This is a genomic window from Algibacter sp. L1A34 (genome assembly GCF_009796805.1).
Lineage (GTDB): Bacteria > Bacteroidota > Bacteroidia > Flavobacteriales > Flavobacteriaceae > Algibacter.
On record NZ_CP047029.1, the window covers coordinates 2152076 to 2176336 of the forward strand.

A 24261-nucleotide genomic window follows, 5' to 3' on the forward strand; every position below is an offset into this window, starting at 1 on the left:
AAATTTTGAATTACGAGTTTTTTTTAGCCAAACGCATTATTGGCAGTAAAGCGTATAAAAGTAGTGTATCGGCACCAATAATAAAAATTGGTATTGCCGCTATTGCTATCGGTATTGTGGTCATGATGATTGCCATTGCCACTGGTATTGGTTTGCAACAAAAAATTCGTGATAAAGTGGTGGCGTTCAATGGGCATGTTACTATTAGTAATTTCGATAGTAACAACTCACAAGAAAGTATCGTGCCAATCTCTAAAAACCAGGAGTTTTATCCCGAATTTAAAGATGTCGATGGAATAAAACACATACAAGCTGTAGCTACAAAATTCGGTATAATTAGAACCGAAACCGATTTTGAAGGTGCTGTTTTTAAAGGTGTGGGAGAGGATTTTGATTGGAGCTACTTTAAAGAATTTCTAGTAGAAGGCACGTTGCCGAGTTTTACAAAGAAATGGAGTGAAGAAGTTTTAATTTCACAGTATTTAGCCGATCGATTAGGGTTTAAAGTTGGCGAGAAATTCCAAATGGTTTTTGCAAAAGATGATACGGAAAAAGCACCGAACATTATCACATTCAATATAGTAGGTATTTATAATTCAGGTTTTCAAGAATTAGATCAACAATATTTAATAGGAAACATACGCCACATACAACGTATAAATAATTGGGAAGACGACCAAATAGGGAATTTCGAAGTTTTTATTTCCGATTATTCGGAACTTGATGAAAAAGGAATAGAGATTTATCAAAATACACCATCAACACTTAATACTATTACGGTGAGCAATAAGTACAGCTCGATTTTCGAATGGATAAAAATATTCGACAAAAATATTTACGGTATTATTGGTATTATGATTCTCGTTGCAGGTATCAACATGATAACCGCATTACTCGTTTTAATATTAGAACGCACACAAATGATTGGGATTTTAAAAGCCCTCGGTAGCAACAATTGGAGCATACGTAAACTGTTTTTATACAACGCATCCTACCTTATTTTACTTGGTTTGTTTTGGGGGAATTTACTTGGTTTAGGCTTGCTATTTGCACAGAAATATTTTAAACTATTCCCACTCGATCCCAGTGTGTATTACGTCTCCGAAGCTCCTGTTTACATAAGTTTAACCTATATTATAGCGCTCAATGTTGGTACGCTCGTGCTTTGTTTGCTCATGCTCTTAATACCATCATACATCATTACAAAAATATCACCAGTAAAAGCCATTCGGTTTCAGTAAAATATAAAAATTTGGGCGTTACCCGTTGGGTCGTGCTTTTCGTTACAAGTCCTCGCAATCCCGATTCCATCGGTATTACTGTGGGCTTTTCACTGCAATCACTAACGCATATTCCGCCAAGGTTCTAGTAAATTAATAGTTTTGGACTATTTACGAACTTCAGTATCATTCATTATTCTCAATATCACTAATATGATGTTCCAATGCTTTTACCGAAATTTGAATTTCAATAATTAAAAGAGATAGCGAAGCCATTAAGAAAATAAGAGCCAAACCAAAAACCCAAACGGCAATAGCATTTTGTTGAATATAAATTAAAAACATAGTAACCACGCAAAGTAAAAGGCTAGAGATGCCAAAAATTTGCATGCTTCGGGTTAGATATAAGCGTTTTTTAATATTTTCAATTTGAGCCATAAGTACACTATCTTTCTTTTTGCGATACTTATCATGTAGATCTCTAATAGTTGCCGCATAAGCTAAAAAGCGATTAGTATAGGCTAGCATAATTAATGAAATAGCCGAAAATAAAAGTGCCGGTGTAGTGAGCGTAAGTTGTTCCATAATTTGATTTTATATGAAGCTACAAAGTTATACCAATTAAATTAAAATTTAGAATTAATGGGGCTCTGTATTCATTATAAATTCAATCAATTTCGAATTTGATTTGGAAATTTTCAATCGGTATTCTATCTTTAAAAAATGCAAGAAGATTTTCTACACTATATCTGGAAATTCAAAAAATTTCAAACTCAAAACTTAAAAACAGAAACAGGCGAGACGGTTACCGTTAGTTCTGTGGGGCAACATAATTTTAATTCGGGACCAGATTTTTTCAATGCAAAACTTACAATAGGTGAGCAACTTTGGGCAGGTAATGTAGAAATTCATATAAAATCATCCGATTGGTATTTGCATAATCATGAACAAGATCCGGCTTACGATGGTGTTATTCTGCATGTAGTTTGGGAGCACGATACTGAGATTTTTAGAAAAGATAACACACCAATTCCAACACTTGTTTTACGAGATTATGTGGATTTTACACTTTTAAGTAATTACAAAAAGCTATTTGCCAATCAAAATACATGGATAAACTGCGAAAATAATTTTGCAATCACCGATGAGTTTGTTCTAACCAATTGGCTAGAACGCCTATATTTTGAGCGCTTAGAACGTAAAGCAGAAACTATTGATGCACTTTTGCAAGAATCTAAAAACGATTGGGAAGCAGTACTTTTTAAAATGCTTGCTAAAAACTTCGGATTGAAAGTAAATGGCGATGCGTTTTTGAGTTTGGCACAATCAATTGATTTTTCGGTAGTAAGAAAAACGCAATCTAATTTACAAAGTTTAGAAGCGTTGTTGTTCGGGCAAGCCAATTTATTGTCGGAATCTGTGGAAGACGCTTATTTTATTAGTCTATATAAAGAGCATGAGTTTCTAAAACAGAAGTTTCAACTAAAAGAAAATCAAGTATTGCCATTACAGTTTTTTAGATTACGGCCACCAAATTTCCCAACTATTCGATTATCACAATTGGCAAACTTGTATTATGAGCATCAAAATTTATTTTCAAAAGTCATTGAGTTAGATAAATTAGAGGATTTCTATAAACTATTCAATGTCTCAACTTCCGATTTTTGGAAAACACATTATACTTTTAAAAAAGTATCTAAAGCTTCAGTAAAAGTGATAACTAAATCATTCACAGATTTATTATTAATAAACACTATTCTTCCATTAAAATTCTGCTATGCCAAACAAAAAGGACAAGATGTTGATGTTTCAATTTTAAAAATGGCTTCAAAAATTAATTCAGAAAAAAATAGTATTGTTGATGCTTTTAATCAGCTTAAAAAGGTATCGAAATCTGCATTTCAGTCGCAATCACTTATTCAGCTAAAAACAGAATATTGCGATAAAAATAAATGTTTGCAATGTGCGGTTGGAAATTCACTTTTAACTAAATAATTGTTGTTTTTTTAAGGATTTTAATGTTTCAAAGGGCAATGTTATTAATATTAAGAAAGCGTTAAATATTTCAACCTATAAACTTTTAAACAAAAAAAGTAATCCTTAAATTGCAGACATGAACAATATCTATAAACCCTTATTGTTTTTTCAGAAGCATGGTTACTACGTATGCCAACGTATTGCCGATCGTTTTGGTATTCGTGCTAAAGTAGTACGTACATCATTTATGTACCTCACCTTTGTAACGGTTGGTTTTGGTTTTGCTCTGTATTTGTTTCTTGCTTTTTGGATGCGTATAAAAGATTTAATTTACACAAAACGCTCTTCGGTTTTCGACCTATAATATATGAATCCATTAATAAGAATTTTTAGAACTAAAATTTATACTGCCGTATTTTTGCTTGTTCTTATTCTGCTAGTTGGCGTTTTTGGCTACATGATGATTTCGGATTATACCGCCATCGATGCCCTATATATGACTGTTATTACTATTACAACAGTTGGTTTTGGGGAAGTGGTACCGTTAGACAATAATTCCAAAATATTCACCATTTTTTTAATTTTAACTAGTATTGTAATCGTTGGTTACGCCTTATCTACTATAACGGAGTATATTTTAAGTAAAGACCATATTGAAGAATTAAAACAGAAAAAGATGCAGAAGAAAATTGATAGCTTTAGTAACCATATTATTATTTGTGGTTATGGTCGAAATGGGAAACAAGCGGCCGTAAAATTAGCAGCTCACAACCGTTCTTTTGTAATTATAGAAAAGAACAAAGAAATGATTGAGCGGCTAGAGTTGGATAACGCACCTTATGTTATAGGGAATGCTAATGAAGATGAAACCCTTGTGTTGGCAGGTGTAGATCGAGCTAGTTGTTTTATATCGGCGTTACCTAATGATGCAGATAATTTATTTGTGGTGCTTTCGGCTAGGCAAATTAATCCAAAGATTAATATTATAAGTCGTGCATCGCAAGAGTCATCTTATAATAAATTAAAATTCGCAGGTGCTAATAATGTTATTTTACCAGATAAAATTGGTGGCGATCACATGGCCTCTTTGGTTGTTGTACCAGGTCTTATGGAGTTTATTGATAACCTATCTATTGTTGGTAAATCGGATATCAATATAGAAGAAGTAGCTGTAGAAAAACTACATAGTAATAATAAGGTTAAAACTATTCGTGATTTAGATTTACGCCGAAAAACGGGATGTACCGTAATTGGTTATAAAGATGAGAACGGAGAATATATAGTAAATCCAGAAGCAGAGCTTGAGTTAGCCGAAAATTCGAAAATTATAGTTTTAGGACGTCCAGAACAAATTGAAGCTTTAAATTCTGCGTATAATATAGAGCAGTAACAATGCGATTTTAGTGGTGTTTTTTTTTAAAATGCCGTTTTTTTTTAGCATCTTGCTGCCTTTTAGTATCATTTTGTAATGAAATGATCTGTTTTTTTAGAAAAAAATTAATTAATCAATATAATATCTTATGAAGAAATACCTTCTTTCAATATTTACTTTAGTAGTCCCCTTTTTATCATTTGCACAAGAGATGTCAATGGATGAAGCTATAGAGGCTAAATTTAAACCTTTCGCTTCTGCAGTTAGTCACGTGGTTTTTTATCCTGTTACTATAGCTGGTAAAGACATGCCAATTGTAATTATTGTGCTTTTATTAGGGGCTTTATTTTTTACTTTATCTTTTAAGTTTGCTAATATAAGATTACTAGGAGTTGCTATTCGTGCTACCAACGGAAAATACGATCATATAGATCACCATAGTGTAGAAGAGGCCGCAGGAGATCCTACTCCAGGAGGAGATGTTTTTGAAAGCCCTCAGGCAGAAGGTGTGGTTGGAGAAGTAACCCATTTTCAAGCCTTAACCGCGGCATTATCTGCTACGGTAGGTTTAGGTAATATTGCTGGTGTTGCTGTAGCTATTGCTATCGGTGGACCTGGAGCAACTTTCTGGATGATTTTAGCTGGTTTCTTAGGAATGTCTACAAAGTTAGTCGAGGCTACTTTAGGTGTGAAATACAGAGAAGTTGGTGAAGATGGAAAGATTTATGGAGGTCCAATGTATTATTTAAGAAAAGGACTAAAAGAAAAAAACCTTGGAGGTTTAGGTAAAGTATTAGCCTTTATATTTGCTGTTTTTGTTGTAGGAGGCTCTTTTGGTGGTGGAAATATGTTTCAAGCCAATCAAGCTGCTGCACAATTTAAATTGTTGTTTGATTTAGATTCAGGTTTTGTTTTTGGTGTTATAATGGCTGTTTTAGTAGCTATTGTTATTATTGGAGGTATTAAAAGAATAGGGCAAGTTACAGAAAAGATAGTTCCATTTATGGGAATTATGTACGTTGGTGCTGCTCTAATAATTATAGTTATGAATATAACGGCCGTACCAGAAGCTGTAAGTCAGGTTTGGGCAGGTGTATTTGAAAATAACTCACTGTTAGGTGGTTTTGTTGGTGTAATGATTGTTGGGTTTCAAAGAGCAGCTTTCTCAAACGAAGCTGGTGTTGGATCTGCTTCTATTGCCCATGCAGCTGTAAAAACTAGATTCCCTGCAAGTGAAGGTATTGTGGCGTCTATAGGGCCCTTTGTTGATACTGTAATAATTTGTACAATGACGGCTTTAGTTATTGTTATTACAAATATAAAAAGTAACTTGTTTGAATATGCGAATCTAGATGCGGGTAATAATGTTATTATGAATGGTACTGGAGAGCATTTAGGAGGTGTAGATTTAACATCTGTTGCTTTTGATTCGGCAATTCCTAATTTCTCTATATTACTAACGGTAGCAGTTATATTATTTGCTTTTTCAACCATGTTGTCTTGGTCTTATTATGGAATACAAGGCTGGAAATATTTATTTGGAAAAGGTAGAGTTGCAGATATAACATATAAAATATTGTTTTTATTTTTTGTGGTAATAGGTGCTTCTTCAAGTCTTAATTCAGTTGTTGAATTTTCAGATGCCATGATTTTTGCAATGGTTTTCCCTAATATTATTGGGCTTCTTTTATTGATGCCTAAAGTTAGAGACGAACTAGATAGATATCTAGTAGCAATAGGTCATAAAAAGAAAAAATAAATAGTTATAAATGAATTTATTTAAATCCCACGTCACGTTTTCTAAAGAGCAGCGACGTGGGATTTTTTTATTATTAACCATTATTATTCTACTGCAGTGTGTTTACTTTTTTGTATTGCCGAAAGTCTTAGAAAATTCATCAGAAGATGTTCAAATTAATAATGAAGCATTAACGAAGTTTACAAAAGAAATCGATTCGCTTAAATTAATAGAATTAAAAGCTCGGAAACCAAAAGTGTTCCCTTTCAATCCCAATTTTATTACGGATTACAAAGGTGCCTCATTAGGTATGAGTAATGAAGAAATTGATAGACTTCTCAGTTTTAGAAAACAAGATCAATGGATAAATTCAATCAAACAATTTCAGGAAGTTACTAAAGTATCCGATTCATTGTTAAACAGTATTTCTCCATATTTTAAATTTCCAGAATGGGTTACAAACCCAAAAGCATCTAAAACATCCTTTAAGAATTCTTATAAAACAAAACCGAAAACTTTTGCGCAAAAGCAAGATTTAAACACGGCTACGGTTCAACAACTTCAAAAAGTAAATGGTATTGGCGAAGCATATTCAAACCGTATTATAAAACTCCGAAACAAATTTAAAGGAGGTTTTATAGCAGATGTACAATTGCTAGATGTTTATGGTTTAACACCAGAAGTTATCGAGAAAATAAAACTCGATTTTACCGTAAAAACACCTCGTAGCATTCAGAAAATAAATTTAAACACTGCAACCGTAGATCAATTGGTTACTATTCAGCATATCGATTACGATTTGGCACACCATATTGTTGAGCAACGCCAATTGCACGAGGGTTTTAAATCCTTTACCGAATTACTTAAAGTAAAAGACTTTCCGGTAAATAAAATCGAGATAATTGAATTATATTTGCGAATTGACAAATCAAACTAATGAATAGCATGTACTTCACAGAAGAACACCAACTTTTTAGAACAAGTCTTCAAGATTTTTTACAAAAAGAAGTTGTACCACATATTGAAAAATGGGAAAAAGCTGGTGAAATAGACCGTTTTATTTGGAGAAAATTTGGAGATATGGGATTCTTTGGAATTAAATATCCTGAAGCCTATGGCGGTCTCGATTTAGATTTATTCTATACTGTAATTCTGCTAGAAGAACTGCAAAAAATTAATTCTGGTGGTTTTGCAGCAGCTATTTGGGCGCACGCATATTTAGCGATGACGCATTTAAATGCAGAAGGGGATGAGGCTATAAAACAAAAGTATTTAGTGCCAAGCATTGCAGGTGAAAAAGTGGGATGCCTTTGTATTAGTGAACCTTTCGGTGGAAGCGATGTGGCAGGTATGCGTACAACGGCCGTTAAAAAAGGAGATTCGTATATAATAAACGGTTCAAAAACCTTTATTACCAATGGTGTTTATAGCGATTATTTAGTGGTAGCAGCAAAAACGAATCCCGAATTAGGAAATAAAGGAATAAGTATTTTTGTAATCGATCGAGAAACTGCTGGCGTATCGGCAACAAAACTCGATAAATTAGGATGGAAAGCCTCCGATACAGGGGAGATAGCCTTCGATAATGTAGAAATACCAGCAAGCCAACTCATGGGTAAGGAAAATAGTGGTTTTGCATACATTATGCAGCATTTTGCTTCAGAGCGTTTAATTATGGGGATAAATGCCCATGCGCGTGCAGAATTCGCTTTAGAATATGCTTTAAAATACATGAGCGAGCGCCAAGCTTTCGGTAGAACTATCGATAAATTTCAAGCTTTACGACACAGTATAGCCGATTTATACACCGATATGGAAATATGTAAAACCTTTAATTACGCCATAGCTTACCGATTAGATAAAGGTGAATATGTGGTAAAAGAAGCTACAATGTCTAAACTGAGGTCGACAAAAATGGCCGATGAGGTTATCTATCAATGTCTACAATTTCTTGGCGGCTACGGCTATATGGAAGATTACCCAATGGCAAGACTTATGCGAGACAGCCGACTAGGTACAATTGGTGGAGGAACTTCCGAAATATTGCGAGAAATTCTAGCCAAAATAATAATTGATAAAAAAGAATACAAGCCAGCAACTTAAAACGCTATCTAGTATTAGGGCAAATTGCGCTAATAAAAAGCAGTTCTTTATTTCATAAAAAGAAAGCTTAAAAGAAAGTTTGGTCTTTGTCTTTAAATAAGGAGATAGGCGCAACCACGCTTTCCGCTATATCTTTTTTGTACAGAATTTGTTTAATATTTTATTAAAATAAGGCCTTTTCGAAAGGTCTATTATTTAAAATCAAGAGTTGGGAAGTACAAAAAAGGATGCCGCATCAATCGTTTTTGCTGTCAATCGTGCTAATTATAGTAATTAAAATAAGTCGCAGTTAATCCTTAAAAAACAATTCAAAAAAAAATATTTTAATTTTTAATTATTATTTAGAAATTATTATATATTTGCACCCTGAAAATTCTAAAAGAGAGGAGGTTAAGACACTATGTTAATAATACCAATTAAAGAAGGAGAAAATATAGATAGAGCGTTAAAGCGTTACAAACGTAAGTTTGTGAAAACAACGGTAAAAAACCAGTTGCAGTCACGCAAACAATTTAACAAACCTTCTGTTGTACGTAGAACTCAGGTTCAAAAAGCACAATATATCCAAGGATTAAGAGATGCAGAGGAAGTATAATTTTTCTGTCGTTTATAAAATAAAAGTTCCGCAATTCGCGGAACTTTTTTTGTTTATAACCGTTTAAGTTTATCTGTTATAGGATAAAACTAATATTCAATAAATAAGTTATTGTATTTAATACTTGAGCAAAAATCTGTGAGCTTTCTTCATACTTCTCAGGGAAACAATTAAAAAACATTGTATATTTAGAAATCAATTCAAATCCCCATAAATGCCCTTTCAATCATTTATCGATTATCTGCTTCTCGAAAAAAACTATTCGGCACTAACCGTAAATGCTTATAATTCAGATTTAAAAGCCTTTTCAAAATTTATAAAAGTAGAGTTTGATGATGAATCTGTTAACAATGTAAACTATGCGCAAATTCGGAACTGGATTGTTTCGCTAGTAGAAAGCGGTATTTCAAATCGAAGCATAAACCGTAAAATTTCATCATTAAATACTTATTATAAGTTTCTATTAAAAGTTGGTGATATTAAATTAAATCCGCTAGCAAAACATCGCGCTTTAAAAACAAGTAAAAAAATACAAGTCCCATTTTCGGAAACCGAAGTCGCAAATGTATTAAGCGATTTAAATTTTGGTGACGATTTTGAAAGCTTACGTAACAAGCTTATTATAGAGTTGTTTTATTCCACAGGTATACGAAGAATAGAATTGGTAGAGTTAGAGTTATCTCGTTTTGATATTGGTAATAAATCATTAAAGGTCCTGGGTAAACGAAATAAGGAGCGTATAATCCCTTTATTGCCGTCCGTAATAGAAACCTGTAAAAGCTATTTAAAGGCGAGAAATAAATTGGAGTATATTGTAGATTCCAACAAGTTGTTTTTAACCCAAAAAGGTGTTAAAATATATGAAACACTTGTTTACAGAATAATTAATGAGTATTTTAGTTTAGCATCTTCAAAGGTTAAAAAGAGCCCGCATATACTAAGGCATTCTTTTGCAACACATTTGTTAAACCAAGGTGCAGACTTAAATGCTGTTAAAGAGCTTCTTGGTCATTCAAGTTTAGCAGCAACACAGGTTTATACTCATAATAGTATAGCCGAGTTAAAAAAGGTGCATGTTAATGCGCACCCTAGAAGTAAAAAATAAGATAGACTAAGCTGAAATTTTAATTTCAACTTAAGTAATTGTTTAACCAAAAAAACACAAGTATGAAAGTAAACACCCAATCCGTAAATTTTAATGCAGATCAAAAGTTGATAGACTTTATTCAAAAACGAATGGATAAGTTAGATTTGTTTTATGACAAGGTAATTAAATCGGATGTTTTTTTAAAGTTAGAAAACACCAGCGATAAAGAAAATAAAGTATTTGAAGCACGAGTAAGTGTGCCAGGGGATAGTATTGTTGTAAAAAAGCAATGTAAAAGTTTTGAGGAAGGGGCAGATATGGCAATTTCATCTTTAGAACGCCAGTTAAAAAAGCGAAAAGAAAAATTAAGAGCACATTTATAATATTTAGTATATTTTTATATAATGAAGTTGATTTAGAGATTTTTTCATAAAAATGAATGGTTTACCTTGCTATCACTAGAGTAAGTAAGCCAAAGCAGAAGATGATATGTGCGAAACCAAGACGTTTTTTAGTGATATTTGAAAATAGTTTGAAATTCTATGTAAAATTTATTAAAAAAATGTTTTGAATATTTAAATAAATCTATACATTTGCAGTCCGTTAGAAATAGCGGACTTTTTTTATGCTTAAAAAAAGAAAAAAGCCGATGTAGCTCAGCTGGCTAGAGCAGCTGATTTGTAATCAGCAGGTCGTGGGTTCGAGTCCCTCCATCGGCTCTTTTAAAATTTGAGTTCTAATTGTTTAGAAATAAGAGTTTTAAATTGAAATATTGAATTTTTGGGGAGATACTCAAGCGGCCAACGAGGGCAGACTGTAAATCTGCTGACTACGTCTTCGCAGGTTCGAATCCTGCTCTCCCCACAATTTTATAGATTAAGCGATTAATCTAAGAAGTTTATTGAAATGTTGATAATACCTTTTAAAGATTTTTGAATCTAAGAAAAAGAGCTCTACTTTTGTAGAATTCTAAATTTTAAGATTTAAAGTTTTTAATTAAATGCGAGAGTAGCTCAGTTGGTAGAGCGTCAGCCTTCCAAGCTGAATGTCGCCAGTTCGAACCTGGTCTCTCGCTCAAAAATTTACGAGTTATAATTTATAGTTTTCGAATTGTAAATTTAAAATCGGCAATCGTAAATGAAAGGCCGGTGTAGCTCAGGGGTAGAGCGTTTCCTTGGTAAGGAAGAGGTCACGAGTTCAATTCTCGTCATTGGCTCAAAGAAAGAATTAGAATACATTAATATTATTATATAACAAAGATTTAAATCATTTTAAAAACATGGCAAAGGCAACTTTTGATCGTTCAAAACCACACTTAAACATTGGTACAATTGGACACGTAGATCACGGTAAAACAACTTTAACTGCTGCTATTACTAAAGTATTAGCTGATGCAGGTTTCTCAGAAGCAAGATCATTTGATCAAATTGATAACGCTCCAGAAGAAAAAGAAAGAGGTATAACAATTAATACTTCTCACGTAGAATATGCAACAGCAAATCGTCATTACGCTCACGTTGACTGTCCAGGTCACGCGGATTACGTAAAGAACATGGTAACTGGTGCAGCTCAAATGGATGGTGCTATTTTAGTAGTTGCGGCTACAGATGGTCCAATGCCACAAACTCGTGAGCATATCTTATTAGGACGTCAGGTAGGTATTCCTCGTATCGTTGTATTCATGAATAAAGTGGATATGGTTGATGATGAAGAATTAATCGAATTAGTAGACATGGAAGTTAGAGATTTATTATCTTTCTATGAATACGATGGAGATAATGGACCTGTAATTGCTGGTTCTGCTTTAGGTGCACTTAACGGTGAGAAAAAGTGGGTTGATACAGTATTAGAATTAATGGAAGCTTGTGATTCTTGGATCGAAGAGCCATTACGTGAGGTTGATAAACCTTTCTTAATGCCTATCGAAGATGTATTCTCTATTACTGGTCGTGGTACTGTTGCAACTGGTCGTATTGAAACTGGTATTGCAAACACTGGAGATCCTGTAGAAATTATTGGTATGGGTGCTGAGAAATTGACATCTACTATTACAGGTATCGAAATGTTCCGTCAAATATTAGATAGAGGTGAAGCTGGTGATAATGCTGGTATCTTATTAAGAGGTATTGAGAAATCTCAAATCTCTAGAGGTATGGTTATTGTTAAGCCGGGTTCTGTAACTCCACATGCTAAATTTAAAGCTGAGGTTTACATCCTTAAGAAAGAAGAAGGTGGACGTCATACTCCATTCCACAACAATTACCGTCCACAGTTTTACGTACGTACAACTGATGTAACTGGAAACATTGCGCTTCCTGATGGTGTTGAAATGGTTATGCCAGGAGACAACTTAACTATTACTGTTGAATTAATTCAAACAATTGCAATGACTGTAGGTTTACGTTTCGCAATTCGTGAAGGTGGTAGAACAGTTGGTGCTGGTCAAGTAACTGAAATTTTAGACTAATATAGTCTTAAGCATATAAAGAAGTTAAGGTATTCCAAATTGGAATACCTTGATTTCATTTACGGGCGTAGCTCAGTTGGTAGAGCACTGGTCTCCAAAACCAGGTGTCGGGAGTTCGAGTCTCTCCGCCCGTGCAAAAAGAACAAGAGACTTTTAGTCTCAATTAAATTTACACAAAGCATCGTTTATCGATGTTGTAAAAAAAAGTAAAAATGGCTGGATTTGTAAATTATATAAAAGAATCATTTGGGGAACTTAAAAACAATGTAAGTTGGCCAACATGGGCAGAAGCTCAAAGTTTAACCATTTTGGTTGCTGTGTTTTCAATTATATTCTCTCTAGTAATTTGGGGAGTAGATACAGTATTTAGTAATGTTATTTCATTTTACTTTGATCTAATTAAATAAAAAAGAATTATGTCTGAAGTAAGTGAAAAAAAATGGTATGTTGTTCGTGCTGTAAGTGGTCAAGAAAACAAAATTAAGACATATATCGAGAATGAAATTGCTCGTTTAGGTCTTACTGATTATGTTGATCAAGTATTAGTTCCTACAGAACGCGTTATTCAAATCCGTAACGGAAAAAAAGTCCATAAAGAAAAAGTATTCTTCCCAGGATATATTATGGTACAAGCAAATTTAACAGGTGAAGTTCCTCATATTATACGTTCAGTGACTAATGTTATTGGGTTTTTAGGTGAAACTAAAGGAGGCGATCCTGTACCTTTAAGACAATCTGAAGTAAATAGAATGTTAGGTAAGGTGGATGAGTTGGCTGTTGAAGAAAGTGCTATGGTAGCAATTCCATATACAAGAGGTGAAACTGTTAAAGTAATTGACGGACCTTTTAATGGATTTGATGGTACAATCGAAAACATAAATGAAGAAAAGCGTAAGCTAGAAGTAATGGTGAAAATTTTTGGAAGAAAAACACCATTAGAATTAAGCTATATGCAAGTAGAAAAAGTATAATAGTGTTACATTAAGATAGATATAATTTTTCGCTTCCAAATGAGAAATTACATCGAATTAAATTATTAAAAATGGCAAAAGAATTAAGTAAAGTAGTTAAGTTACAAGTTCGGGGAGGTGCTGCGAATCCGTCGCCACCGGTTGGACCCGCTTTAGGAGCCGCTGGTGTTAACATCATGGAGTTCTGTAAGCAATTCAATGCTAGAACCCAAGATAAAGCTGGTAAAGTATTACCAGTTGTTATATCTGTTTTTAAAGACAAGTCGTTTGACTTTGTTATTAAAACTCCTCCAGCAGCAGTCCAGTTAATGGAAGCAGCAAAAGTGAAGAAGGGTTCTGGAGAGCCAAACCGTAAAAAAGTAGCTAAAGTATCTTGGGATCAGGTTAAAACTATCGCAGAAGATAAAATGGTAGATTTAAATGCATTTACTATCGAATCTGCAATGAAAATGATAGCTGGAACTGCAAGATCAATGGGAATAACTGTAACAGGGCAATTCCCTAATTAATCTATTAAAGACATTAGAAAATGGCAAGATTAACAAAAAAGCAAAAAGACGCTTTAGCGAAAATTGAAAAAGGGAAAGTATATTCTCTTACTGAAGCATCAGCATTAGTAAAAGATATTTCTAACATGAAATTTGATGCGTCAATTGACTTAGCTGTACGTTTGGGAGTAGATCCACGTAAAGCTAACCAGATGGTGAGAGGTGTTGTTTCACTTCCGCATGGTACTGGTAAAGATGTAAAAGTATTAGCATTAGTAACACCAGATAAAGAAGCCGAAGCTAAAGCAGCTGGAGCAGATTACGTAGGTTTAGATGAGTATCTTGATAAAATCAAGAGCGGTTGGACCGATGTTGATGTTATTATTACTATGCCAAGTGTTATGGGTAAGTTAGGTCCTTTAGGACGTGTATTAGGCCCACGTGGTTTAATGCCTAACCCAAAAACAGGTACAGTAACTATGGATGTAGCAAAAGCTGTAACAGAAGTAAAAGCTGGTAAAATTGACTTTAAAGTTGATAAAACTGGTATTGTACACGCTGCTATTGGAAAAGCATCTTTTAGTGCAGATAAAATTGCAGGTAATGCAAATGAATTATTAACAACTTTAATGAAACTAAAACCAACGGCTTCAAAAGGGATTTATGTAAAAAGCATCTTTATGTCTTCTACAATGAGCCCGAGTATTGCTGTTGATCCTAAAATTGGTTAATTAAGTTAAAACTTTTATTATGACAAGAGAAGAAAAATCACAAGTAATTGAGGAGTTAACTGCAGAATTAGCTAATAATGCAAATATCTATTTAGCTGATATTTCAGGATTAAATGCAGATACTACTTCAAATTTACGTCGTGCTTGTTTTAAAGCAAACGTAAAATTAGCAGTTGTAAAGAATACATTACTTGAAAAAGCAATGGAAGCATCAGAAAGAGATTTCGGAAACCTTCCATCTGTATTAAAAGGAAATACATCTGTGATGTATTCTGAAACAGGTAACGTACCAGCGAAACTTATTAAAACTTTCCGTAAAAAAGCTGAAAAACCTTTATTAAAAGGAGCTTTCATTGAGGAATCTGTTTATATCGGTGACGATCAATTAGATATGTTAGTTGATATTAAGTCTAAAGAAGAGTTATTAGGAGAGATTATAGGATTATTACAATCGCCTGCTAAGAACGTTATTTCAGCACTTAAATCAGGTGGCGGAACTATAGCTGGACTTATCAAAACACTTTCTGAGAGACCAGAATAGTATTAAATAGTACGCACTTTATTACATTATATTATTAAAATTTATTAAAACGATAGAAAAATGGCAGATTTAAAAGATTTCGCAGAACAATTAGTTAACCTTACTGTAAAAGAAGTAAATGAGTTAGCAACTATATTAAAAGATGAGTACGGTATCGAGCCTGCTGCTGCTGCTGCAGTTGCTGTTGCTGGTCCTGCTGCTGGTGGAGACGCTGAAGAAGCTCAAACTGAATTTGATGTTATTTTAAAAGCTGCAGGTAGCTCTAAGTTAGCTGTTGTGAAATTAGTTAAAGAATTAACTGGTTTAGGTTTAAAAGAAGCTAAAGGTTTAGTTGATGATGCACCAAGTGCAATCAAAGAAGCTGTAACTAAAGACGAAGCTGAAGCTTTAAAAGCTCAGTTAGAAGAAGCTGGAGCAGAGGTTGAGTTAAAATAAGCTTAACATCTCAAAAACATAAGGTTTAGGTCTGGAGCACGCGCTACCAGACCTAGACCATTTTGTGTATAAGAGTATTTATACCGAAAGTAATACAAAACAACTCAAATTTCTTGACTTGTTTTTTGCAGTTTAATTAGTGTTTTAAAGCACTATCACTATTTTTTTAATCATAATTCCGTCTATTGATGTTGTCAACACAAGCTGAAAGATTAAATTTCTCGTCTATTGTAAATAAGACAGATTACCCCGACTTTTTGGATATTCAGATAAAATCTTTTCAAGATTTTTTCCAATTAGAAACTAAATCTGAAGAAAGAGGTGATGAAGGTTTATATAATACCTTCATGGAAAATTTTCCAATTACCGATTCTCGTAATCAATTCGTATTAGAATTTTTAGATTACTTCGTCGATCCACCAAGATATGCTATTGAAGAGTGTATTGAGCGTGGCTTAACATATAGCGTTCCGCTTAAAGCAAGGTTAAAGTTATATTGTACCGATCCTGAACATGAAGATTTCGAAACCATTGTTCAAGATGTGTACTTAGGTACTATTCCTTACATGACACCTTCTGGTACATTTTGTATCAACGGTGCTGAGCGTGTTGTTGTATCACAATTACACCGTTCACCTGGTGTATTCTTCGGTCAATCTTTCCATGCGAATGGAACAAAATTATATTCAGCAAGGGTTATACCATTTAAAGGATCTTGGATTGAGTTTGCTACAGACATCAATCAAGTGATGTATGCATACATTGATAGAAAGAAAAAATTACCTGTTACAACGCTTTTCCGTGCAATCGGTTTTGAGCGTGATAAAGATATTTTAGAGATTTTCGATTTAGCTGAAGAAGTTAAAGTATCGAAATCTGGTTTAAAAAAGTACTTAGGAAGAAAATTAGCAGCCCGTGTATTAAATACCTGGCATGAGGATTTTGTAGATGAAGATACTGGAGAAGTAGTTTCAATTGAGCGTAATGAAATTGTGCTTGATCGTGATACTATTTTAGATAAAGACAACATAGAAGAAATTCTTGAAGTTGATGTTAAAACTGTTCTTTTGCATAAAGAAAGTAATGAACAAGGCGATTACGCTATTATTCATAACACACTTCAAAAAGATCCAACAAACTCTGAAAAAGAGGCTGTTGAACATATATATAGACAATTACGTAATGCTGAGCCGCCAGATGAGGAAACAGCGCGTGGAATAATTGATAAATTATTCTTCTCAGACCAACGTTACTCTTTAGGAGAAGTTGGGCGTTACAGAATGAACAAAAAATTACAGTTGGATATTGGTATGGATAAGCAAGTGCTTACCAAAGAAGATATCATAACTATTATAAAATACTTAATCGAGCTTATTAACTCAAAAGCTGAGATTGATGATATTGATCACTTATCTAACCGTCGTGTTCGTACAGTTGGTGAGCAATTATCTTCTCAATTTGGTGTTGGTTTAGCACGTATGGCTCGTACTATTCGTGAACGTATGAACGTTCGTGATAACGAGGTATTTACTCCTATTGATTTAATTAATGCTAAGACTTTATCGTCTGTTATTAATTCTTTCTTTGGAACAAACCAGTTATCTCAATTTATGGATCAAACCAATCCATTAGCTGAGATTACGCATAAGCGTCGTTTATCGGCTCTTGGACCAGGTGGTCTTTCGAGAGAGAGAGCAGGGTTCGAGGTTCGTGATGTTCACTATACACACTACGGTCGTTTATGTCCAATTGAAACTCCTGAGGGACCAAATATTGGTCTTATTTCTTCACTTTCAGTATTTGCTAAAGTGAACTCAATGGGATTCATTGAAACACCATATAGAAAAGTAACTGATGGTGTTGTTGATATTGTTAACGAACCAACTTATTTAAGTGCAGAAGAAGAAGAAGAAAAATTAATCGCTCAAGCAACTGTTAAGGTTGATGAAAACGGTAAAATTTTACATGATAAGGTAATTGCACGTATGGAAGGTGACTTCCCAGTAATCGAGCCTACAAAGTTAGATTATACGGATGTTGCACCAAATCAAATTTCGTCTATCTCGGCGTCGTTAATTCCGTTCTTAGAACATGATGATGCGAATAGAGCCTTGATGGGATCTAACATGATGCGTCAAGCAGTGCCTTTATTAAGAGTAGATGCACCAATTGTTGGAACAGGATTAGAGCGTCAAGTAGCTTCAGATTCTCGTGTTTTAATTAACGCAGAAGGAAGAGGTGAGGTACTTTATGTTGATGCAAACGAAATTAAAATTAGATACGATCGTACTGAAGATGAAGCTAAAGTAAGTTTTGATAGCGATATTAAAACTTATAAATTAGTTAAATTCCGTAAAACAAATCAAGGAACTTCTATCAACCTTACACCAATTGTTGTAAAAGGTGATATAGTTTCTAAAGGTCAGGTTCTATGTGAAGGTTATGCAACTCAAAAAGGTGAATTAGCACTTGGTAGAAATATGAAAGTAGCCTTTATGCCTTGGAAAGGATATAACTTTGAGGATGCAATTGTAATTTCAGAAAAAGTAGTTCGTGAAGATATTTTCACATCTATACATATCGATGAGTATTCTTTAGATGTTAGAGATACAAAATTAGGTAACGAAGAGTTAACTAATGATATACCTAATGTTTCTGAAGAAGCTACTAAGGATTTAGATGAAAATGGAATGATCCGTATTGGTGCAGAGGTTAAGCCTGGCGATATCTTAATTGGTAAAATTACACCAAAAGGAGAATCAGATCCAACACCGGAAGAAAAATTATTACGTGCTATCTTTGGTGATAAAGCAGGTGATGTAAAAGATGCGTCGTTAAAAGCGTCTCCTTCATTGCATGGTGTTGTTATTGAGAAGAAGTTGTTCGCAAGAGCAGTAAAAGATAAGCGTAAAAGAGCTCAAGATAAAGATGATATCTTAGCTTTAGAAGCGCAATATGATAGAAAGTTTGATGATTTAAAAGATGTTTTAATCGAAAAGCTTTTTAATATCGTAAATGGAAAAACTGCACAAGGTATTTTTAATGATTTAGGTGAAGAAGTATTACCAAAAGGTAAAAAATTCACACTTAAAATGTTAAATGCTGTTGATGATTATGCGCATTTAGTGTCTGGAAAATGGACTACAGATGAGCACACAAATACTTTAGTTGCCGATTTAATTCACAACTATAAAATTAAAGAAAACGATTTACAAGGATCGTTACGTCGTGAGAAGTTTACTATTTCTGTAGGTGATGAGTTACCAGCAGGTATTATAAAACTAGCTAAAGTTTACATCGCTAAAAAACGTAAACTTAAAGTAGGTGATAAAATGGCAGGACGTCACGGTAATAAAGGTATTGTAGCGCGTATCGTTCGTCAAGAAGATATGCCATTCTTAGAAGATGGAACGCCTGTTGATATTGTATTAAATCCACTTGGTGTACCGTCTCGTATGAATATTGGTCAAATTTATGAAACAGTTCTTGGATGGGCTGGTCAAAAATTAGGTCGTACTTATGCAACGCCAATCTTTGATGGTGCTACTATAGAACAAATTAACGGATTTACAGATGAAGCTGGAATTCCAAGATACGGACATACTTATTTATACGATGGTGGAACAGGTAAGCGTTTCGATCAACCAGCAACTGTTGGTGTGATTTACATGCTTAAACTTGGACACATGGTTGATGATAAGATGCACGCACGTTCTATTGGACCTTACTCATTAATTACACAACAACCATTAGGTGGTAAAGCACAATTTGGTGGTCAACGTTTTGGTGAGATGGAAGTTTGGGCACTTGAGGCTTATGGAGCATCAAGTACTTTACGAGAAATTTTAACTGTAAAATCTGATGATGTAATTGGTAGAGCCAAAACTTACGAAGCTATCGTAAAAGGTGAGCCAATGCCAGATCCAGGATTACCAGAATCATTCAATGTACTTATGCATGAATTGAAAGGTTTAGCATTGGATATCAGATTAGAAGAGTAAAAAAATAGTTGGCAGTAAGCAGTCAACATTAAACAGTCTATTTTATTAGACTGAATATTGTTGACTGAGAACTGAAACTGAAGACTTAAAAAACATGGCAAGAAAACAAGATAAGAATACAGTAAAGAGGTTTAATAAAATCTCAATTGGTTTAGCATCACCAGAATCTATTCTAGCAGAATCGAGAGGTGAAGTTTTAAAACCAGAAACTATCAATTATCGTACGCACAAACCAGAAAGAGATGGTTTGTTCTGTGAGCGTATCTTCGGTCCTGTAAAGGATTATGAGTGTGCTTGTGGTAAATATAAAAGAATACGTTACAAAGGAATCGTTTGTGATCGTTGTGGTGTAGAAGTAACAGAAAAGAAAGTACGTCGTGATAGAGTAGGGCACATCAACTTAGTTGTTCCTGTAGCTCATATCTGGTATTTCCGTTCTTTACCAAACAAAATAGGTTATTTATTAGGCTTACCATCTAAGAAATTAGATATGATTATTTACTACGAACGTTATGTAGTAATACAGCCAGGTAACGCTAAGAATGAAGAAGGTGAACCATTACAAAAAATGGATTTCCTTACGGAAGAAGAATACTTAAATATTCTTGAAGCCCTTCCACAAGATAATCAGTACTTGGATGATGAAGACCCTAACAAGTTTTTAGCTAAAATGGGTGCTGAGTGTTTAATAGATTTATTAGCACGTATCGATTTAAAAGAATTATCTTATGAATTACGTCATAAAGCAAATACTGAAACGTCTAAACAACGTAAAACAGAAGCTTTAAAACGTTTGCAAGTTGTAGGTGCTTTACGTGATTCTAATGAAAATAGAGAAAACCGTCCAGAATGGATGATCTTGAAAGTTGTGCCAATTATTCCGCCAGAATTAAGACCATTAGTGCCTTTAGATGGTGGCCGTTTTGCAACTTCAGATTTAAATGATTTATACCGTCGTGTTATTATTAGAAACAACCGTCTTAAAAGATTAGTTGAAATAAAAGCACCAGAAGTTATTTTACGTAATGAAAAACGTATGCTACAAGAATCTGTAGATTCATTGTTAGATAACACACGTAAATCGTCTGCTGTAAAAACAGATTCTAATCGTCCATTAAAATCATTATCCGATTCATTAAAAGGTAAGCAAGGACGTTTCCGTCAAAACTTACTTGGTAAACGTGTTGATTATTCTGCACGTTCGGTAATTGTTGTTGGACCAGAATTAAAATTACATCAATGTGGATTGCCAAAAAATATGGCAGCAGAACTTTATAAACCTTTTGTAATTAGAAAACTAATTGAAAGAGGAATTGTAAAAACTGTAAAATCTGCAAAGAAAATTATAGATAAAAGAGAGCCAGTGGTTTGGGATATTTTGGAAAATGTTCTTAAAGGGCATCCAGTATTACTTAACCGTGCGCCTACATTACACCGTTTGGGGATTCAAGCGTTTCAACCTACGTTAATCGAAGGTAAAGCAATTCAATTACACCCATTAGCATGTGCAGCATTTAATGCCGATTTTGATGGAGATCAAATGGCGGTGCATTTACCACTTGGGCCAGAAGCTATTTTGGAATGTCAGTTATTAATGTTGGCATCACACAATATCTTAAACCCAGCGAATGGTGCTCCAGTAACAGTACCTTCTCAGGATATGGTACTTGGTCTTTATTATATGACCAAGCTACGTACTTCTACTCCAGAAGTTAAAATTCAAGGTGAAGGGTTAACATTTTATTCTCCAGAAGAAGTAGAAATTGCTTTCAATGAAGGTAAAGTAGACTTAAATGCTGGTATCAAGGTTAGAACTATCGACATTAATGAAGATGGTAAACTTGATAAAATGATTATTGAAACTACTGTAGGTCGTGTATTATTTAATCAACACGTACCGCAAGCAGCAGGATATATTAATCAAGTATTAACCAAAAAGTCTCTTAGAGATATTATTGGTGATATTTTAAAAGCAACTTCAGTTCCTGAATGTGCTGATTTCTTAGATAGTATTAGAACGTTAGGATTTAAGTTTGCATTCCAAGGTGGATTATCATTTAGTTTAGGTGATATTATTATTCCACCAGAGAAACAAGGAATGATTGATAAGGCTAATGGTTTAGTTGAAGGTATTACAGGTAACTATAATATGGGGCTTATTACCAACAACGAACGTTATAACCAAGTTATTGATATTTGGACTTCAACGAATGCTGAATTGACTGAATTGTCAATGAAACGTATTAGAGAAGATCAACAAGGATTTAACTCGGTGTTTATGATGCTTGATTCTGGTGCAAGGGGTTCTAAAGAACAAATTCGTCAGCTTACAGGTATGCGTGGATTAATGGCAAAACCAAAAAAATCTAACGCAGGTGGTGGTGAAATTATTGAAAATCCAATTCTTTCTAACTTTAAAGAAGGACTATCAATTTTAGAATACTTTATCTCTACTCACGGTGCTCGTAAAGGTCTTGCGGATACTGCCCTTAAAACGGCAGATGCAGGTTACTTAACACGTCGTTTAGTAGATGTATCACAAGATGTTATTGTTAACACAGAAGATTGTGGAACATTACGTGGTGTTGAAGTTGAAGCATTGAAGAAAAATGATGAAGTTGTTGAAACTTTAGAAGAGAGAATCGTTGGTCGTGTATCATTAAATGATGTATATAACCCATTAAATGATGAGTTGTTAGTTTCAGCTGGTGAGTTAATAGGAGATGATATAGCAAAATCCATTCAAAGATCTCCAATTGAATCTGTGGAAGTTCGTTCTGCATTAAGTTGTGAGGCTTTAAAAGGTATATGTGCTAAATGTTACGGTCGTAATTTAGCTACCGGTAAAATGGTACAACGAGGTGAAGCTGTTGGTGTAGTTGCTGCCCAATCTATTGGTGAACCAGGAACACAGTTAACGCTTCGTACATTCCACGTGGGTGGTATTGCTGGTAATATTTCAGAAGAAAACAAATTAGTTGTTAAGTTTGATGGTATTGCTGAAATTGAAGATTTAAAAACAGTTAAAGGTAAGGATAACGAAGGTAAAGATATCGATATTGTAATCTCTCGTACATCTGAACTTAAACTTATTGATAAGAAAACGGGTATTGTATTAAGTACAAACAACATTCCTTACGGTTCTACTATTTTGGTTAAAAATGGTGATAAATTAGTTAAGGGAGATGAAGTTTGTTCTTGGGATCCATATAACGGTGTTATTGTTTCAGAATTTGCTGGTAAAGTGAAATATGAAAACATCGAACAAGGTATTACTTACCAAGTAGAGATAGATGAGCAAACAGGTTTCCAAGAGAAAGTAATTTCTGAATCTAGAAACAAAAAGCTTATTCCAACGCTTCATATTGAAGATTCAAATGGTGAAACAATGCGTTCTTACAACTTACCAGTTGGCGCTCACCTTATGATTGACGATGGAGAGAAAATTATTGTTGGTAAAGTCTTAGTGAAAATACCTCGTAAATCTGCGAAAGCGGGTGATATTACAGGAGGTTTACCTCGTGTAACTGAGTTGTTCGAAGCTCGTAACCCATCTAACCCAGCAGTTGTTAGTGCAATTGATGGTGTGGTTTCTTTCGGAAAAATCAAACGTGGTAACCGTGAGATTATTATAGAGTCTAAAACTGGTGATATTAGAAAGTACTTAGTTAAATTATCTAATCAAATTCTTGTACAAGAGAATGATTATGTAAAAGCAGGTATGCCTTTATCAGATGGTTCTATTACACCAAACGATATTTTGAATATCAAAGGCCCATCGGCAGTTCAACAATACTTAGTGAACGAAGTACAGGAAGTATATCGTTTACAAGGTGTGAAAATTAACGATAAGCACTTTGAGGTTGTTGTACGTCAAATGATGCGTAAAGTTAGAATTATCGATTCTGGTGATACTGTTTTCTTAGAAGATCAATTAGCTCATAAATCTGATTTCATCTTAGAAAATGATAATATTTTCGGAATGAAAGTAGTTGAAGACGCTGGAGATTCTGTAAACTTGAAAGCAGGTCAGACTGTTTCACCTCGTGAATTAAGAGATGAGAATTCTATATTACGTCGTGAAGATAAAGTGCTTGTTTCTGCAAGGGATGCACAGCCAGCAACAGCTACACCAATACTACAAGGTATTACAAGAGCATCACTTCAGACTAAATCGTTTATCTCTGCAGCTTCTTTCCAAGAAACAACTAAAGTACTTAACGAAGCAGCAGTAGCTGGTAAGATAGATTCTTTAGAAGGCTTGAAAGAAAATGTAATTGTTGGTCATAGAATTCCAGCAGGTACAGGTCTGAGAAGTTACACGGACATTATCGTTGGCTCTAAAGAAGAGTTTGATGAAATGATGCAAGTAAAACAAGAATTAAATTATAATTAAATAAGACTCGGGCTTTACCAACATTAGTGAAGTAAAGCCTGATAGTCGTATTTATCTTGATACTGTTTCAAGAACCCAACGCAGGTTGGGCTTTATTAAAAACAATAGAAAGTCCTGCTAAATTTTAGTAGGACTTTTT

General features: G+C 34.1%; 20 protein-coding genes and 5 tRNA genes. 24 read left to right on the forward strand and 1 reads right to left on the reverse strand.

Annotated features, from left to right (window positions below; translation table 11 throughout):
• Positions 1–5: 5 nt before the first annotated feature.
• Entirely contained in the window at positions 6–1241 is a 1236-nt protein-coding gene (locus GQR97_RS09265; RefSeq protein WP_158847696.1) for an ABC transporter permease, read from the forward strand.
• A gap of 165 nt (positions 1242–1406) precedes the next feature.
• Here GQR97_RS09265 and GQR97_RS09270 read toward each other — a convergent pair whose 3' ends face one another.
• Positions 1407–1805, reverse strand: a complete 399-nt coding sequence (locus tag GQR97_RS09270) for a DUF2721 domain-containing protein (protein WP_158847698.1) — start codon at positions 1803–1805, stop codon at positions 1407–1409.
• Positions 1806–1943: 138 nt separating this feature from the next.
• On the opposite strand from GQR97_RS09270, the gene GQR97_RS09275 reads away from it, so the two are divergent.
• The 23 genes from GQR97_RS09275 (at position 1944) to rpoC (ending at position 24122) form a co-directional block, all read left to right on the forward strand.
• A complete protein-coding gene (locus tag GQR97_RS09275) occupies positions 1944–3215 on the forward strand; it encodes a DUF2851 family protein (RefSeq protein WP_158847700.1) in 1272 nt (423 codons plus the stop codon).
• Positions 3216–3333: 118 nt separating this feature from the next.
• Complete coding sequence (locus tag GQR97_RS09280) at positions 3334–3561, forward strand: PspC domain-containing protein (protein WP_158847702.1); 228 nt, start codon at positions 3334–3336, stop codon at positions 3559–3561.
• Positions 3562–3564: 3 nt separating this feature from the next.
• On the forward strand, positions 3565–4587 hold the full coding sequence (locus GQR97_RS09285; protein ID WP_158847704.1) for a potassium channel family protein: 1023 nt from the start codon (positions 3565–3567) through the stop codon (positions 4585–4587).
• Positions 4588–4717: 130 nt separating this feature from the next.
• Positions 4718–6328 (forward strand): alanine/glycine:cation symporter family protein, encoded by a 1611-nt coding sequence (locus tag GQR97_RS09290; protein WP_158847706.1) that lies wholly within the window; start codon positions 4718–4720, stop codon positions 6326–6328.
• A 10-nt stretch (positions 6329–6338) separates the two neighbouring features.
• Positions 6339–7244 carry a ComEA family DNA-binding protein gene (locus GQR97_RS09295; RefSeq protein WP_158847708.1) on the forward strand — a complete coding sequence of 302 codons (906 nt, stop codon included), beginning with the start codon at positions 6339–6341 and terminating at the stop codon, positions 7242–7244.
• On the forward strand, positions 7244–8410 hold the full coding sequence (locus tag GQR97_RS09300; protein WP_158847710.1) for an acyl-CoA dehydrogenase family protein: 1167 nt from the start codon (positions 7244–7246) through the stop codon (positions 8408–8410). Before GQR97_RS09295 ends, GQR97_RS09300 begins: the two co-directional genes overlap by 1 nt.
• 400 nt (positions 8411–8810) lie before the next feature.
• On the forward strand, positions 8811–9005 hold the full coding sequence (rpsU, locus tag GQR97_RS09305; RefSeq protein ID WP_158847712.1) for a 30S ribosomal protein S21: 195 nt from the start codon (positions 8811–8813) through the stop codon (positions 9003–9005).
• A 214-nt stretch (positions 9006–9219) separates the two neighbouring features.
• Positions 9220–10110, forward strand: a complete 891-nt coding sequence (locus tag GQR97_RS09310; protein WP_158847714.1) for a tyrosine-type recombinase/integrase — start codon at positions 9220–9222, stop codon at positions 10108–10110.
• Positions 10111–10172: 62 nt separating this feature from the next.
• On the forward strand, positions 10173–10475 hold the full coding sequence (hpf, locus tag GQR97_RS09315) for a ribosome hibernation-promoting factor, HPF/YfiA family (protein ID WP_158847716.1): 303 nt from the start codon (positions 10173–10175) through the stop codon (positions 10473–10475).
• A 262-nt stretch (positions 10476–10737) separates the two neighbouring features.
• Positions 10738–10811, forward strand: a tRNA-Thr gene (locus tag GQR97_RS09320).
• Positions 10812–10874: 63 nt separating this feature from the next.
• Positions 10875–10956, forward strand: a tRNA-Tyr gene (locus GQR97_RS09325).
• Between the two features lie 138 nt (positions 10957–11094).
• Positions 11095–11167, forward strand: a tRNA-Gly gene (locus GQR97_RS09330).
• Positions 11168–11236: 69 nt separating this feature from the next.
• Positions 11237–11308, forward strand: a tRNA-Thr gene (locus GQR97_RS09335).
• 63 nt (positions 11309–11371) lie between these two features.
• A complete protein-coding gene (tuf, locus tag GQR97_RS09340) occupies positions 11372–12559 on the forward strand; it encodes an elongation factor Tu (protein WP_158847718.1) in 1188 nt (395 codons plus the stop codon).
• 61 nt (positions 12560–12620) lie between these two features.
• Positions 12621–12693 (forward strand) — tRNA-Trp (locus tag GQR97_RS09345).
• Positions 12694–12771: 78 nt separating this feature from the next.
• Positions 12772–12966: a preprotein translocase subunit SecE gene (secE, locus tag GQR97_RS09350; RefSeq protein ID WP_158847720.1), complete on the forward strand. Its 195-nt coding sequence runs from the start codon at positions 12772–12774 to the stop codon at positions 12964–12966.
• 9 nt (positions 12967–12975) lie between these two features.
• Positions 12976–13530, forward strand: coding sequence for a transcription termination/antitermination protein NusG (nusG, locus tag GQR97_RS09355; protein ID WP_158847722.1), 555 nt, complete (start codon positions 12976–12978; stop codon positions 13528–13530).
• Between the two features lie 71 nt (positions 13531–13601).
• Positions 13602–14039: a 50S ribosomal protein L11 gene (gene rplK, locus GQR97_RS09360; RefSeq protein ID WP_158847724.1), complete on the forward strand. Its 438-nt coding sequence runs from the start codon at positions 13602–13604 to the stop codon at positions 14037–14039.
• A 20-nt stretch (positions 14040–14059) separates the two neighbouring features.
• Positions 14060–14749: a 50S ribosomal protein L1 gene (gene rplA, locus GQR97_RS09365; protein ID WP_158847726.1), complete on the forward strand. Its 690-nt coding sequence runs from the start codon at positions 14060–14062 to the stop codon at positions 14747–14749.
• A gap of 19 nt (positions 14750–14768) precedes the next feature.
• Positions 14769–15290, forward strand: a complete 522-nt coding sequence (rplJ, locus tag GQR97_RS09370; protein WP_158847728.1) for a 50S ribosomal protein L10 — start codon at positions 14769–14771, stop codon at positions 15288–15290.
• A 60-nt stretch (positions 15291–15350) separates the two neighbouring features.
• Entirely contained in the window at positions 15351–15725 is a 375-nt protein-coding gene (gene rplL / locus GQR97_RS09375) for a 50S ribosomal protein L7/L12 (RefSeq protein WP_158847730.1), read from the forward strand.
• Positions 15726–15913: 188 nt separating this feature from the next.
• On the forward strand, positions 15914–19726 hold the full coding sequence (gene rpoB, locus GQR97_RS09380; RefSeq protein WP_158847732.1) for a DNA-directed RNA polymerase subunit beta: 3813 nt from the start codon (positions 15914–15916) through the stop codon (positions 19724–19726).
• A 94-nt stretch (positions 19727–19820) separates the two neighbouring features.
• Complete coding sequence (gene rpoC, locus GQR97_RS09385) at positions 19821–24122, forward strand: DNA-directed RNA polymerase subunit beta' (RefSeq protein ID WP_158847734.1); 4302 nt, start codon at positions 19821–19823, stop codon at positions 24120–24122.
• Positions 24123–24261 lie beyond the last annotated feature (139 nt).